This window comes from Bacteroides sp. ZJ-18 (assembly GCF_011038705.2).
Classification (GTDB): domain Bacteria; phylum Bacteroidota; class Bacteroidia; order Bacteroidales; family Bacteroidaceae; genus Bacteroides; species Bacteroides hominis.
In genome coordinates this window covers 203,809-218,632 of the sequence record NZ_CP072198.1, presented here as the reverse complement: position 1 = coordinate 218,632, position 14,824 = coordinate 203,809, and the positions used below count along the sequence as shown (strand labels likewise).

Annotated in this window: 13 protein-coding genes; 9 read left to right on the top strand and 4 right to left on the bottom strand. The window is 46.3% G+C overall.

Going from position 1 to position 14,824, the window contains the following annotated elements; translation table 11 throughout:
• Nucleotides 1-33: 33 nt before the first annotated feature.
• Entirely contained in the window at nt 34-999 is a 966-nt protein-coding gene (locus tag G7Y45_RS00930; RefSeq protein ID WP_175413959.1) for a metallophosphoesterase family protein, read from the top strand.
• On the opposite strand, the gene G7Y45_RS00925 is transcribed toward G7Y45_RS00930, so the two are convergent.
• Nucleotides 996-1,856 (bottom strand): hypothetical protein, encoded by an 861-nt coding sequence (locus G7Y45_RS00925; protein WP_165017090.1) that lies wholly within the window; start codon nt 1,854-1,856, stop codon nt 996-998. The two genes, G7Y45_RS00930 and G7Y45_RS00925, sit on opposite strands and share 4 nt — an antisense overlap.
• 1,020 nt (nt 1,857-2,876) lie before the next feature.
• Between G7Y45_RS00925 and mnmA the strand changes: the two genes are divergently transcribed.
• From mnmA to G7Y45_RS00885, 8 genes are read left to right on the top strand one after another with little or no spacing between them, the layout of a single operon-like run.
• The gene (gene mnmA / locus G7Y45_RS00920) at nt 2,877-3,965 is read left to right on the top strand and encodes a tRNA 2-thiouridine(34) synthase MnmA (RefSeq protein ID WP_005782449.1); all 1,089 of its coding nucleotides are present in this window, start codon (nt 2,877-2,879) and stop codon (nt 3,963-3,965) included.
• 23 nt (nt 3,966-3,988) lie between these two features.
• The gene (locus tag G7Y45_RS00915) at nt 3,989-5,344 is read left to right on the top strand and encodes a S8 family serine peptidase (protein WP_165017096.1); all 1,356 of its coding nucleotides are present in this window, start codon (nt 3,989-3,991) and stop codon (nt 5,342-5,344) included.
• 3 nt (nt 5,345-5,347) lie between these two features.
• Nucleotides 5,348-6,592 carry an exodeoxyribonuclease VII large subunit gene (gene xseA / locus G7Y45_RS00910; RefSeq protein WP_032542426.1) on the top strand — a complete coding sequence of 415 codons (1,245 nt, stop codon included), beginning with the start codon at nt 5,348-5,350 and terminating at the stop codon, nt 6,590-6,592.
• Between the two features lie 8 nt (nt 6,593-6,600).
• Nucleotides 6,601-6,813: an exodeoxyribonuclease VII small subunit gene (xseB, locus tag G7Y45_RS00905; RefSeq protein WP_005782452.1), complete on the top strand. Its 213-nt coding sequence runs from the start codon at nt 6,601-6,603 to the stop codon at nt 6,811-6,813.
• A gap of 45 nt (nt 6,814-6,858) precedes the next feature.
• Nucleotides 6,859-7,878 (top strand): branched-chain amino acid aminotransferase, encoded by a 1,020-nt coding sequence (locus G7Y45_RS00900; protein ID WP_005782453.1) that lies wholly within the window; start codon nt 6,859-6,861, stop codon nt 7,876-7,878.
• A gap of 11 nt (nt 7,879-7,889) precedes the next feature.
• Nucleotides 7,890-8,696: an MBL fold metallo-hydrolase gene (locus G7Y45_RS00895; protein ID WP_005782455.1), complete on the top strand. Its 807-nt coding sequence runs from the start codon at nt 7,890-7,892 to the stop codon at nt 8,694-8,696.
• Nucleotides 8,697-8,705: 9 nt separating this feature from the next.
• Complete coding sequence (gene trmB, locus G7Y45_RS00890) at nt 8,706-9,464, top strand: tRNA (guanosine(46)-N7)-methyltransferase TrmB (protein WP_005782457.1); 759 nt, start codon at nt 8,706-8,708, stop codon at nt 9,462-9,464.
• Nucleotides 9,465-9,472: 8 nt separating this feature from the next.
• The gene (locus G7Y45_RS00885; protein WP_005782459.1) at nt 9,473-10,579 is read left to right on the top strand and encodes an Mrp/NBP35 family ATP-binding protein; all 1,107 of its coding nucleotides are present in this window, start codon (nt 9,473-9,475) and stop codon (nt 10,577-10,579) included.
• A gap of 90 nt (nt 10,580-10,669) precedes the next feature.
• Here the strand turns inward: G7Y45_RS00885 and G7Y45_RS00880 are convergent, their stop codons facing one another.
• Genes G7Y45_RS00880 through G7Y45_RS00870 form a run of 3 tightly spaced genes read right to left on the bottom strand, consistent with a single transcriptional unit; the run spans nt 10,670 to nt 14,718 of the window.
• Nucleotides 10,670-12,571: a thioredoxin-like domain-containing protein gene (locus G7Y45_RS00880; protein WP_165017099.1), complete on the bottom strand. Its 1,902-nt coding sequence runs from the start codon at nt 12,569-12,571 to the stop codon at nt 10,670-10,672.
• 39 nt (nt 12,572-12,610) lie between these two features.
• A complete protein-coding gene (locus tag G7Y45_RS00875; protein WP_032531440.1) occupies nt 12,611-14,332 on the bottom strand; it encodes a M56 family metallopeptidase in 1,722 nt (573 codons plus the stop codon).
• Nucleotides 14,333-14,352: 20 nt separating this feature from the next.
• The gene (locus G7Y45_RS00870) at nt 14,353-14,718 is read right to left on the bottom strand and encodes a BlaI/MecI/CopY family transcriptional regulator (protein WP_005782465.1); all 366 of its coding nucleotides are present in this window, start codon (nt 14,716-14,718) and stop codon (nt 14,353-14,355) included.
• Nucleotides 14,719-14,824: the final 106 nt, after the last annotated feature.

The window sequence follows — 14,824 nt, the reverse complement described above, 5'->3', positions numbered from 1 at the left end:
CTTGGGACCTTATTGGCCGTTTTGTTTTCTTTCATGGCAATAAATGATGGTGTTGCCCAAAGTTCCGTCTTACGATTCAATAAAGACGGTAAATTTAAAATCGTCCAGTTTACCGATGTACATTTTAAGTATGGCAACCCGGCCTCAGATATAGCCCTCGAGCGTATAGGGGAAGTGTTGGATGCCGAACATCCCGATCTCGTAATTTTCACCGGTGATGTTGTTTATTCTTCTCCTGCCGATAAAGGTATGCTCCAGGTACTTGAACAAGTGGAACGCCGTAAGCTTCCGTTCGTTGTTACTTTTGGCAACCATGATAATGAACAGGGAAAGACCCGTGCCGAACTCTATGACCTGATTCGTGGTGTACCCGGCAATTTGTTGCCCGATCGTGGCGCTTCTCCTTCGCCCGACTATGTACTGACAGTGAAATCCTCTGCCGATGCCGTAAAGGATGCCGCATTGCTCTATTGTATGGACTCACATTCTTACTCTTCACTCAAGGATGTAGACGGATATGCATGGCTGACTTTCGGTCAGATCTCGTGGTATCGTGATCAAAGCGCCGCTTATACAGCGCAGAACGGTGGCAAACCTTATCCGGCACTGGCCTTTTTCCATATTCCCCTTCCGGAGTATAATGAAGCTGCTGCCAATGAAAATGCCATTCTTCGTGGTACCCGTATGGAGAAAGCCTGCGCACCGAAATTGAATACCGGTATGTTTGCTGCCATGAAAGAGGCGGGCGATGTGATGGGTGTTTTCGTAGGACACGATCACGATAACGATTATGCTGTGATGTGGAAGAACATCCTTTTGGCCTACGGTCGTTTTACCGGTGGTAATACAGAGTACAATCATTTGCCTAATGGTGCGCGCATTATTGTGTTGAACGAAGGTAGCCGTACGTTTGATACCTGGATTCGTCAGAAAGGCGGGATAGTAGACTCTACTTCCTATCCGTCCAGTTATGTAAAAGACGACTGGACAAAGCGTTAACTTACCTGACGAAACTTCACATGGCTCAAACGTGTATACTTTGAGCCGTAACTTTCGTAAGTGCGCGCTACCCTTGCCGAGGCGATGTGGACTATTTCACCCGGACGGAACTCATGTTCCAGGGCCGGGAGCTGACAAGATACAGGACTGGGTGTCTTTGAGGAAATCTTCATGATCACCAGATTTCCCGATGGGTCGGTCAGTGTCACTATCTGCCGTACAAAGAACTGAACGGCGCTTCCCACGACTCTTGTTTTATATGGATCGTCTTCAAGCCGTACCTTCACTACTTTGAGATTCAGACTCTCTAATTTTTCCCCTTCGTTACCCAGAAAGCGGCTGGTTTCGCGCTTTTGGCGTGCTTTTCGTTGCATGATGTCCAGATGCACCGAGTGGTATACTTGTGCGATTGCAACAAAACGCTCCTGTTTCGGGATTTTAGGAGTGTATTTGTAGGCTATCCAACTCAGGTAAGCCGGATCGATTTTCAGGATTTCGTGTAAATAATGTCCGTGATATCTGCCGAACGATATAATGTCGTCTCCATTGCTTTGCATTCTCTTTTCATTGTATTCCACGATCAGCAGACAGCGTCTGGAGAAGAAAAACAGTGTACTTGCCATCCGTAATGATTCGTTGATGTCGGCGGAAAGCTCGTGGATAAACAGAAGTCTGTTCTTTTCAAGTGAGGGAGAGTAAACCCAAACCGAATAGGTGGGATGTCCCGGTCTCGGCAGAACCACAAAGTAGGCTCCTGCCTCTTTGTAGGACATGCGGCCCCGGTTGTATTCATTCAGCTTGGCATACAACAGAGCTTGTTCAGCTTCGGGTATTCCCGGTAGTTTTGGGTTTGCCATATCTGAGCTTCTTATTACTCAAATATACAGATTCTTTTTGAAGAAAGCAAATGGTTTTAGCTGTTTTTTTTATTCTTCGTATTTCTTGTATCTCTTTTATTATTGCGGAAAGAGTGAAGATAATGTAATAACATTTTGGAGCTTCACGGCAGTGACAGATGGAAATGACGGAGAAGAGGACCATTGTCTGCGCTGATTAAATGAAATTGTGATTTTGATATATCTCAGCCTGTTTTGTGTGCAAAAAGTAATGATAATGCTGTTTTTGCTAACAGCCCTTTCCTTCCGGAACTGCAAACTGGAGGGGACGGGGCGGAAGAACGGTGCTTTTGATGACGGAAAGCCGGGGTTTTGAAAGATTAGAGCCGGGGTTTGGGGGTAAAAGACGGTTGGTTTTCCGGAAAAGAAGGAAGCATTTCTTCCAAAAGACGGTTACATTTTTCGAAAATGCTTATATGTTTTCCAAATATCTCTATATGTTTTTCCTAATAACTCCTATTGTGCCGGAATCTGGCCTCCGAAGTGTTTGAATCTTCTCTGGTTGTCAGTGGAAAAGAGAACTTACTGAAGTAATAAAAAGAACCTGTATCTCTTGTTACACTGTCCTTATGTTCCGGTTTTATTTCTTTTTCTGTCTCACGGCTTACCTCTTTCCTGATTCCCTGCTAAAAGGATAATCTCCTAACCGGAAATAAGCCGTTTTTCTCCATGAACCTTGCCGGAGCTTCGAAAAACTGAAACGTGGAGAGGTTCTGTTATCAATTTGACAAACAGACAAAAGGGGACTGTGTCAAAACTCACCACAGAGTACACAGAGATGATTTTAGGTTGTTGATTATCAATAAAAAGACTCTGTGATACTCTGTGTTACTCCGTGGTGAAAGAAGTTTCGACACACCCTCATGGTATCGCATTGATCATACATCCTTTAGTTTTAAAGTTTGTATACTAACTTGTCCAATTGATTGTATTCTGCCGGGAATCTCGTACATTTGCATTCTTCGTAAAAAGAGAATGAATATGAAAGAATCCAATAAACGTGTTCTTGTCGGCATGAGCGGGGGAATAGACAGTACCGCCACTTGCCTGATGCTGCAAGAGCAGGGATACGAGATAGTAGGTGTCACCATGCGTGTCTGGGGCGATGAGCCGCAGGACGCCAGAGAGTTGGCGGTACGTATGGGGATAGAACATTATGTGGCCGACGAACGTGTTCCTTTTAAAGATACTATTGTCAAAAACTTTATAGACGAGTACCGGCAGGGACGTACGCCGAACCCTTGCGTGATGTGCAATCCGTTATTTAAGTTCCGCATGTTGATAGAATGGGCTGACAAACTGGGCTGCGATTGGATAGCCACCGGACATTACTCCCGATTGGAAGAACGGAACGGGTACATCTATATTGTTGCCGGTGATGATGAAAAGAAAGACCAGTCCTATTTCCTCTGGCGATTGGGGCAGGACGTCCTGCGACGCTGTATCTTTCCTTTGGGCAACTACACCAAGCAGACTGTGCGCGACTATCTGCGTGAGAAAGGTTACGAAGCCAAGTCGAAAGAGGGGGAAAGCATGGAAGTCTGCTTCATTAAAGGTGATTATCGGGACTTTCTTCGTGAACAGTGCCCGGAACTTGATGCGGAGATCGGTCCGGGATGGTTTGTCAGTTCCGAAGGCGTGAAGCTGGGGCAACATAGGGGTTTTCCTTATTATACCATCGGCCAGCGTAAAGGACTCGAGATCGCACTGGGCAAACCGGCTTATGTCTTGAAAATTAATCCGCAGAAGAACACTGTCATGCTGGGGGATGCCGAACAGTTGAAAGCCGGATATATGGTGGCGGAACAAGATAATATTGTGGATGAGGACGAACTGTTTTCGTGCCCGGAACTCGCAGTACGTATCCGTTACCGTAGCCGTCCGATCCCTTGCCGGGTGAAAAGGCTTGAAGACGGACGCCTTTTGGTTCGTTTTCTTGCAGAAGCCTCGGCGATTGCTCCGGGACAGTCGGCCGTGTTCTATGACGGACGGAGAGTGATAGGTGGAGCATTTATCGCTTCGCAACGCGGCATCGGATTGGTGATAGAACAAAACAAAAACTGGGAATAAAAACGGAAAAATAAAAATACGAAATGAAAAAATTAGCACTTATTGCCTTAGCCTTCGTAGCCTTGGAGGCATCGGCACAACAGGATACGTTGAAGTATCGCATCAGCCTGAAAGATAAGGCTGCCACAACCTACTCACTGAAGCATCCCGAGAAGTTTCTGTCAGAAAAGGCGATTGCCCGCCGCCAACGTCAACAGTTGCCCATCGATTCGACTGATTTGCCGGTATGCCGTCAGTATGTGGATGCCATCCGCGACAAGGGAGTGAAGATCGTAGTCACTGGAAAATGGGATAATTTCGTCACCGTATCTTGCAACGACAGTACTGTGATAAGCGAAATAGCTGTGCTGCCTTTTGTGCGCGCTACGGAGAAGGTGTGGGTTGCCCCGTCGAAACCTGCTGCGGAAGATAAACGCGACTCTCTGGTGAACAGTCCGGCCAGGAGCGAAGCCTATTATGGTCCCGCTTTCCGGCAAATAGAGACCAGCAATGGCGAGAAACTGCATGAAGCCGGATTCAAGGGGCAAGGCATGACCATCGCCGTGATCGATGCCGGATACCATAACGTAGACAAGATTGATGCGATGAAGAATATCCGTATCCTGGGTACAAAGGACTTTGTCGAACCGGGAAGCGATATCTATGCCAAAGGCTCGCATGGGATGGCCGTTTTGTCTTGCATGGCAATGAACGAACCTTACGTGATGGTGGGTACGGCTCCCGAAGCTTCCTACTGGCTGCTTCGCAGTGAAGATGAAGCGTCCGAACACCTGGTAGAGCAAGACTATTGGGCGGCGGCCGTAGAGTTTGCCGATAGTGTGGGAGTGGATGTGGTGAATACTTCGCTGGGATATTTCACTTTCGATGATTCTACCAAGAACTATAAATATCGTGACCTGGACGGACACCATGCACTGATGTCCCGCCAGGCGTCGAAAATGGCAGATAAAGGAATCGTACTGGTATGCAGTGCCGGTAACTCGGGCGCCTCCTCCTGGAAGAAGATCACGGCACCGGGTGATGCGGAGAATGTGCTGACGGTAGGTGCTATCGACCGTAGAGGTGTGTTGGCTTCGTTTTCTTCTATCGGCAACACAGCCGATAATCGCGTGAAACCCGATGTGGTTGCCGTGGGACTGAACTCGGATGTGATGGGGACAAACGGTAATTTGCGCAAAGCGAGCGGAACTTCGTTTGCTTCACCGATCCTGTGCGGCATGGTGGCTTGCCTGTGGCAAGCTTGTCCGCAACTGACTGCTAAGGAAATCATCGAACTGGTGCGCCAATCCGGCGACCGGGTGGATTTCCCCGATAACATCTATGGATACGGAGTGCCCGATCTGTGGAAGGCCTATCAATCTGCTTCTAAGAAAAAATAAAGTATGCAAGACACCCTTTCTCTTCACGAACTGAATGCTTTGGTCCGGCGGAGCCTGGAACAGTGCCTGCCCGATGAATACTGGGTACAGGCGGAGTTGAGCGATGTCCGTACAAACAGTACGGGCCATTGCTATCTGGAGTTTGTCCAGAAAGATCCCCGCAGCAATAATCTGATAGCCAAAGCGAGGGGAACGATCTGGGCCAATATCTACCGGCTGCTGAAGCCCTATTTCGAAGAAGCCACCGGGCAGTCGTTTACTTCCGGCATTAAGGTGCTGGTTAAAGTGACCGTTGCTTTCCATGAATTGTACGGTTACAGTCTGACTGTGCAGGACATCGATCCTACCTATACATTGGGGGATATGGCACGCCGGCGCCGGGAAATACTCAGGCAACTTGCAGAAGAAGGAGTGTTGACGCTGAACAAAGAACTGGAAATGCCTTTGCTGCCGCAACGCATTGCGGTCATCTCTTCGGCTACGGCTGCGGGGTATGGTGACTTCTGCCATCAATTGCAGCACAACTCCCGTGGATTTTACTTCAATACGGAACTTTTCCCCGCTCTGATGCAGGGCAATCAGGTGGAAGAGTCCGTATTGGCCGCTCTCGATGCAGTAAATGCCCGGATGGAAGAGTTCGACGTAGTTGTCATTATTCGTGGAGGAGGGGCAACTTCCGATCTTTCCGGATTCGACACCTACCTGCTGGCCGCTGCCTGTGCCCAGTTTCCGCTGCCTGTTATAACGGGAATCGGGCACGAACGGGACGATACCGTGCTCGATTCCGTAGCACATACCCGGGTGAAAACTCCGACAGCTGCGGCCGAATTGTTAATCAACCGGATGGAAGAGGCCGCGGATCGGCTTGAAGAGTTGGCCGGAGAATTGCATGCCCGCATCTATCACCGTTTGGAGCAAGAGCGAAAGAGACTTTCACTGTTACAGTCGCGCATTCCTTCACAAGTGATGCGCAAGCTTTCGGAATCGCGGATAAAGTTGCAAATGGCAAAGAGCAACCTCTCTCATGCTGCTGAGACCTTATTGGCCCGTCAGCATCATCGGTTGGAACTTTTACAAAACCGCATTGCGGATGCTTCACCACAAAAACTACTGAAACGGGGATACAGCATAACGCTGAAAGAGGGGAAGGCGGTGAAGAATGCTGCCTGTCTGCGACCGGGAGACGAGTTGATTACCCGTCTTTACGAAGGTGAAGTGAAATCGAAAGTAGAAAGTATTCCTTTATAATGATAAATATGCCAGCAAAGAAAAAAGAAACCTATTCACAGGCCATGGAACGTCTGGAAAAGATCGTTCGCCAGATTGACAGTAACGAACTGGAGATTGACGAACTGAGTGAAAAAATAAAAGAAGCCAATGAAATAATAGCTTTCTGCGCCGGAAAGCTGACAAAGGCGGATCGGGAAATTGAAAAATTACTGCAAGAAAGGAGGCTATCTGAAGAATAAAGGTTATTTTTGTTGCTCAATCGAAAATAACTAATAACTAACGATATGAAAGAAATAGACTGGGCCAATCTGTCATTCGGCTATATGAAGACAGATTACAATGTGAGAATCAATTTCCGTAACGGCAAATGGGGTGAACTTGAGATAAGCAGCAGCGAAGTGCTGAATCTGCATATGGCTGCCACTTGTCTTCACTATGGCCAGGAGGCTTTCGAGGGCTTGAAAGCTTTCCGTGGTAAAGACGGTAAGGTACGTATTTTCCGTCTGGAAGAGAATGCCGCACGTCTGCAATCCACCTGTCAGGGCATCATGATGGCAGAATTGCCGACCGAACGTTTTAAGGAAGCTATTCTGAAAGTAGTGAAATTGAACGAACGCTTCATCCCGCCTTATGAGAGTGGGGCGTCCTTGTACATTCGCCCGTTGCTTATCGGAACCAGTGCCCAGGTAGGGGTTCATCCGGCAGATGAATACATGTTTGTCGTGTTTGTCACACCGGTAGGCCCTTATTTCAAAGGTGGTTTTTCTACCAATCCTTATGTCATTATCCGCGAGTACGACCGTGCCGCTCCCCACGGAACCGGTATCTACAAAGTTGGTGGTAACTATGCAGCCAGCCTGCGTGCCAACAAAAAAGCGCACGATCTGGGCTACTCCTGTGAGTTCTACCTGGATGCCAAAGAAAAGAAATATATTGATGAATGCGGAGCAGCCAACTTCTTTGGTATTAAAGACAATACATACATCACACCGAAGTCTACTTCTATCCTTCCTTCCATCACCAATAAGAGCCTGATGCAGTTGGCAGAAGATATGGGCATGAAAGTAGAGCGGCGTCCTGTACCGGAAGAAGAACTGAGCACTTTCGAAGAAGCAGGAGCTTGCGGTACTGCTGCTGTCATCAGTCCGATCGAACGCATCGATGACCTTGAGAATGGTAAATCATACGTAATTTCGAAAGACGGAAAGCCGGGTCCTGTTTGTGAGAAACTCTACAACAAGCTGCGTGGTATCCAGTACGGTGACGAGCCCGACACTCACGGATGGGTGACCATTGTAGAATAAACGTTCGATAAATGAACTACAAAATAACAACCCTCGCAGAAAACAGTGTTTACGGTAAGGGATTACAGGGAGAGCATGGGCTTTCCCTGCTTGTTGAAGCGGGGGAACACAAGGTGCTGTTTGATACCGGTGCTTCGGATTTGTTTATCCGGAATGCCCGTTTGATGGGAGTCGATCTGACCGATGTGGAATTTGTAATACTGTCCCACGGACATCGTGACCATACAGGTGGATTGCATACTTTCCTGAAAATGAACAGCAGGGCAAAGGTGGTATGTAAACAAGAAGTGTTCCGCAGGAAGTTCAAGAATGAACGTGAAAACGGAATGTTGCATCCCGAAGCATTGGATAAGTCCCGCTTTTGGCTGATCGACGAAACTACGGAGATTGTACCGGGTGTATTTGCGTTTCCGGATGTCAGGATAGTAGACAGGAACGACACGCACTTTGAGCATTTCTTCGTGGAGATAGGAGGCGAGATGCGTCCCGATACCTTTGAAGATGAACTGGCATTGATATTGAAGAGTGAAAAATCCCTTTCAGTGCTGAGCGCCTGTTCGCACCGGGGGATTACCAATATTATTCGTGCCGTGCAGACTGCATTTCCGGGATTGGGACTGAAACTGGTGATGGGAGGCTTTCATATCCATAATGCAGGCATAGAAAAGTTCAATGTGATTTCCGCTTTTCTGGGCATGAAGCTTCCCAAACGTCTGGGAGTCTGCCATTGTACGGGCATTGACAAATATGCGTTGTTCCGCCAGCAATTTAACGACCGGGTGTTTTATAACTATACCGGTTGGGTAGAAACGATTTAACTTTTTTGAATGGGAAAAAATAAATTAGAGAAGTTTGCCGATATGGCAAGTTATCCGCATGTTTTTGAGTATCCTTACTCGGCAGTGGACAATGTGCCTTTTGACATGAAGGGAAAATGGCACAAAGAGTTTTTTAAGAACGATAACCCGATTGTACTTGAGTTGGGTTGCGGGCGCGGCGAATATACCGTCGGACTGGGACGGATGTTCCCTGATAAGAATTTTATTGCGGTAGACATTAAGGGAGCCCGCATGTGGACGGGGGCCACCGAATCTCTTCAGGCAGGCATGAAGAACGTTGCTTTTCTGCGTACCAACATTGAGATCATCGACCGTTTTTTTGCGGAAGGCGAAGTGAGTGAGATCTGGCTGACTTTCTCTGATCCGCAAATGAAGAAAGCGACCAAACGCCTGACTTCTACCTATTTTATGGAACGTTATCGTAAGTTTTTGGTGTCCAACGGAATTATCCATCTGAAGACAGACAGTAACTTTATGTTCACTTATACCAAATATATGATTGAGGAGAACAAACTGCCGGTGGAGTTTATCACCGAAGATCTTTATCACTCCGATCTCGTTGATGACATTCTGGGCATCAAGACCTATTATGAACAACAATGGCTCGATCGTGGTTTAAGCATTAAATACATCAAATTCCTGTTACCGCAGGAAGGAGAATTGAGAGAACCGGATATTGAAATTGAACTCGATTCGTACCGGAGCTATAACCGTAGCAAGCGGAGCGGATTGCAGACATCTAAATAATACAAACTATGACAATCTATCCTAAATTGATACTCGATGCACTGGCTACAGTGCGTTATCCCGGAACCGGAAAGAATCTTGTGGAGGCCGGTATGGTGGAGGATAACATTCGTATAGAGGGAATGAAGGTTTCATTCTCCCTGATTTTTGAAAAACCGACCGATCCGTTTATGAAGTCGGTGATAAAGGCTGCTGAAACAGCTATTCTTACCCATGTGAGCAAAGACGTGGAGATAGCTGGAAATATCAGTGTGAAAACCGTACAGGCTGCACGTCCCGAAGTCGGTAAATTGTTACCCCGGGTAAAGAATATCATAGGTATCTCTTCCGGTAAAGGAGGGGTGGGTAAATCTACCGTGTCGGCCAATCTGGCTGTAGCGTTGGCTAAGTTGGGCTATAAAGTCGGTTTACTGGATGCCGACGTTTTCGGTCCTTCCATGCCGAAAATGTTTCAGGTAGAAGATGCCCGTCCGTACGCTGAAAAAATAGACGGACGCGATATGATTATTCCTGTTGAAAAGTATGGTGTAAAATTACTTTCTATCGGTTTCTTTGTCGATCCTGACCAAGCTACTTTATGGCGTGGGGGGATGGCGAGCAATGCGCTGAAGCAGTTGATCGGAGATGCTGCCTGGGGAGATCTGGACTATTTCCTGATCGATCTGCCACCGGGAACAAGTGACATTCACCTGACCGTAGTTCAGACATTGGCCTTGACCGGTGCCGTTGTGGTTAGTACTCCGCAGGCTGTGGCTTTGGCCGATGCACGTAAAGGGATCAACATGTTCACTAATGATAAGGTGAATGTTCCTATTCTTGGTCTGGTGGAAAATATGGCTTGGTTCACTCCGGCAGAACTTCCGGAGAATAAGTATTATCTTTTCGGGAAAGAAGGTGCCAAGAAGCTGGCTGAAGAGATGAATGTTCCGTTGTTGGGACAGATTCCGATTGTACAGAGTATCTGCGAGGGCGGCGATAACGGTACCCCTGTTGCTTTGGATGAGAATACGGTTACCGGCCGTGCATTTCTTTCGTTGGCTGCCAGTGTAGTCCGACAGGTGGACAAACGGAATGTGGAAATGGCTCCCACGAAGATTGTAGAGTTGCATAAGTAACGATAAGCGCTTTTAAATGATGAACGATCGGTTCCTTGTCCCATAGGCAGGAGCCGATCGTTCTTTGTTTATTGTTTGTTGTCCGGAGGGTTAATCATATACTTTCATCAATTCCTCTTTTATTTGGGCTACACCCGGGAATCCTGTCTTTTGGTGTTTGACATTTCCTTCCCGATCGATGATGAGATAGGTGGGTACGCCCCTTATGTCGAATTTATCACCTAAGAAACTCCATTGAGCATCCGTTAAACGGAAATGCTCACCGTGGATATCCGGAATCATGTTCTCCCATGTTTTCAGGGGTGAAGTTTCGCCGGTAATGTAAAGGTAAACGATATCCTTTCCTTTCAACTCTTCCTTTAGCGGCAGCATTGCTTTATTGGCCATGCGACACGGGCCACACCAGGTTGCCCAGAAATCGGCCAGGATTACTTTACCCCGGAATTTAGAGATAATGGATGTAAACAGGTTTTCATCACTGACTTCCCCTACTTCATGAATAGTATATCCGGTTTTCTTTTTATTGGCTTCAATGGTTTTCAGAAGTTGTTCATTGCCCTCCCGCAGTTCATTTTGGCAAGCGGGTGGAAGAGTGGCAAGCAGGACTTCCTGTTCGGCGGTCAGGGGTGTAAAGTCTTTGATAGATGAATAGAGTTCGTTTGCTTTATTAATATCGAAATAAACTCCTTTGTCGGTTCCCCATGCTTTAACCAGTTCATCTCTCCAATGACGCAGGTAATACGGAACCAGTTCGGTCAACCGGGGATTGTAAAGTAATGCCATGGTGTTGAGGGAGCCAAGTGGTCTGAAAGCATCCGCGTAATAGTTTTCAGGCAGTTTTATTTGAGTCGTTTTAAAGTATTCCCTGGCTTCTTCGTTTTTCATTTTATGCTCCATGGCATAAGCCTGCTTGATGGCCATTTCCGTTAAAGAGATAGCCTGGGCAGTACCGGCGTCTACCTGATTGATTAATACCGTTTTGAGTGCTTGACTGATTGGGGCTTTCTGTATGGATTCAAGAATAGTAGCCCGTTTGCCATAAATAAAGTCTTTATAGGCTTGGGCATCCATTCCTGCTATGTCACGGAATAGTTGACGGTAATTATCCATAACGGAAGGATTTAGGTTACATTTAAAAGATTCCTGTGACAGCCCGGCTAATGCGCCGCCAAAGTAAACAGCTTCGCCATAAGGTTTGTCGTCCTTATGGAACTTGGATTGTTGCCGGCATAGTTCGCGGGTATTGATAATGATACTGCTCTCTTCGCCCGGTACCACGTAGGAAGAGATCATTTTACCGAAAATACGGAGGGCGACCGAAGTAGTGGCAGGTACTTTTATTTGAGTGGTAAATGTGCCGTCATTGTTTATTTTTACTTCCGCTCCTTCGTAGGCACCCTTTACCGGGTCAAATACAATCGGTGTTATTTTGGAGATGAGTCCCGGGCGATAATCCAGAATCTTTCCTTTGAAAGTGGCTTCCTTGTATTCGAATTTTGGTTCGGACAATGTATTATTTATATCTACTTTCTGCACAATGGCTTCTTGGGGTAACAAAAGTTCGGGGAGAGCTTTTCCTTTAAGTTGAATGCCCCATATCTTGAATGCCCCTTGAACATTGTCCCCTTCGGAGAAATCGATAGAAGTGGCTGAGGCCGGTATTGGCGGAAAAACTAAACGGAATTCTGCTTCACCGGATTCGGGCATCCAGAATTCCGTGTCGGGTTTAATACCGATCCCCGAACGTAAAACGTAGGTTTCCCCGTTATTGTCTTTCAGGAAACTTTGTCCGGAAATCCGGATCCATTGTTTGGGTTGATAGAATGCTTTGATATAAAGTACTGTAGCCGTGTCGCTGAGGACGACTTTTTCTACTTGAATCGAGGTACTGCTCCAAGCTATGAATGGCGGCTGTTCTATGACTTTTTCTTTGGCCTTTGCAAGGTTGCAGATGCACAACAAGAGAATGGCAATAAATGTGATTTTTCTCATACTATTTTTATTAAAGTGATTTTCAGGTTGGGAGTACGGTTAGGTCAGACGGAACCGGATGGGGAGTGTGAATCGGGTCGCTACGTTCTTGCCTTTTTGTTTCCCGGGTATCCATTTGGGCATACCGCTTACTATGCGGAGTGCCTCGGCATTCAGTTCCGGCGATACTCCCCGCACTATTTTGGGGTCTCTTATATGCCCGTCTTTATCAACAATCATCTGTATGACAACCTGCCCTTGTATGCCCGCTTCCTGTGCAGCTGTAGGATATTTTATATTTTTGTACATATATGCTAAACAAGCTTTCATTCCACCGGGGAATTCCGTAGCCTGTTCAACTACATCAAAAATTTTATTTTCAAGATTCTTATCGGAAGTACTTGCCGGATCGGGCGCCTCATCTATCAGGTGAAACCGTACCGGGACGGTCATTCTGGTGGCTACAGCTATTCCTCTTTGTCTTCCGGGACGCCACTTAGGCATTTCTTTTATTACACGTAATGCTTCGGCGTCCAGTATTGGATGCACACTTTTTGCTACTGTACAGTCGGTAATCGTTCCGTCTGCCCGGATTATGAATTGGGTAACGACTTGCCCATGTATTCCGTTTTCCTGAGCGATAGCGGGGTAGCGGAGGTGACTGCTGATGAACCTTTTCATTTCTGTCACTCCTCCCGGAAATTCCGGCATTTGCTCAACTACTTCAAAGACAGTTTGTTCTTTTGGTTTTTGGGAGGTTGTTTGTCCGGCTGTATTGTCCGTTTGAGGTTGCGGAGCATCTGCCGTATGGGATGGGGTATTTTCTTCAGCCGGAACTTTCTGTTCAATCTGCTCTTCTACTGTTTGCATCATTTCTTTTGCGATGTTTTTAGTAGTACGTGCCACGGCTTCAATGTTGCTTACTATCATTAGGGCAAGAGCCAGCGGGAGAAATAACAGATATTTGGTCCGTCCTATCTCTTTGGTTCTTTTTTTATTCATCATTGTGATGCGATTCTTCAGTGGCAACACATTGAAACTGTTGGAGAGAGTGATTGTACTTTTTTGATGGGCCAATCCCAATAAGTGATACTGATAAGATTTTGAATCATGCCCGGCTTCCAGTACACGGTTGTCGGCCATGTACTCCAGGTTGTTCCGTACTTCCCGTTTCATCAACCATGCAAACGGGTTGAACCAACAGGCGATACACATCAGTTCGCTGATGATAACATCTATGGAGTGCTTTTGCCGGGCATGCGTTCCTTCGTGAGTAAGGATTTCGCTTAACTCATTGTGCGGATGTGCTTGCGGATGAATGAAGATCCAATGGAAAAAAGAGAACGGACCACTTTCTTTGTCAAGCAAATAGACAGGAATTCCTTCTATCTGATCTTTCTGACAATGAAAACGCAACCGCAAAATACTGGCAAACTGGGCAACGAAGCGTATTAAAAGTAATACGACTCCTGCCCAATAGATGATATTTACTGTAGATAAAATAATGTTTTGCCAATCCGTAGTCGCAACTTCAGGAGTTATTTCAATTTCGGGCAATACAATGGTTGCGTATAAATCGGCCATTGCTACCATAGGCTCGTGCGATCTGATCCACTCCTGAATATTCAACACCGGGTAGAGTGGAGAAATGACAAAGAAGCAAAGCAATACAGTCCGTCGCCACTGAAAAAAGGTGTCTTTGTAGAAAAACAACCGATAGAAGGCGTAGAATAAAGCAATTGCTATATTTATCTTCAGGAAGTATGCCAGTTCGGGAGTCATGTTTTTCAGGGTATTAGCGATTAGTTTTCTTTTCCTTTCTCGATCATGTCGATGATTTCTTTCAGGTCGTTGGTCGATATCTTCTGGTCTTTTGCGAAGAAAGAAACCATTTCTTTGTAAGAGTTCTCAAAGTAGTTCCTTACGACTCCACTCATGAAACTTCGTTTATATTCGCTTTCTTTAATAGCCGGAGTGTATAGGTACGTATTTCCTACGCGCTGTGCCTTTACATATTTTTTCCGTTCGAGATTCTTCACGATGGAGGCCACCGTAGTGTAAGGAGGTACGGGTTGCTCAAATTTGGCAACGATGTCTTTCACGTAGCAACTTTCCAGTTCCCAGATGTAAATCATCACTTCTTCTTCTTGCATTGTCAACTTTTCCATGGAGTATGTTTAATTACGTTTATATCACAAAGCTACGAAACGGTCGTAACTAAACAAAGCGAAGTGTGTTAAATGATGTAAACTATGTATACTATGTTAATGTCTT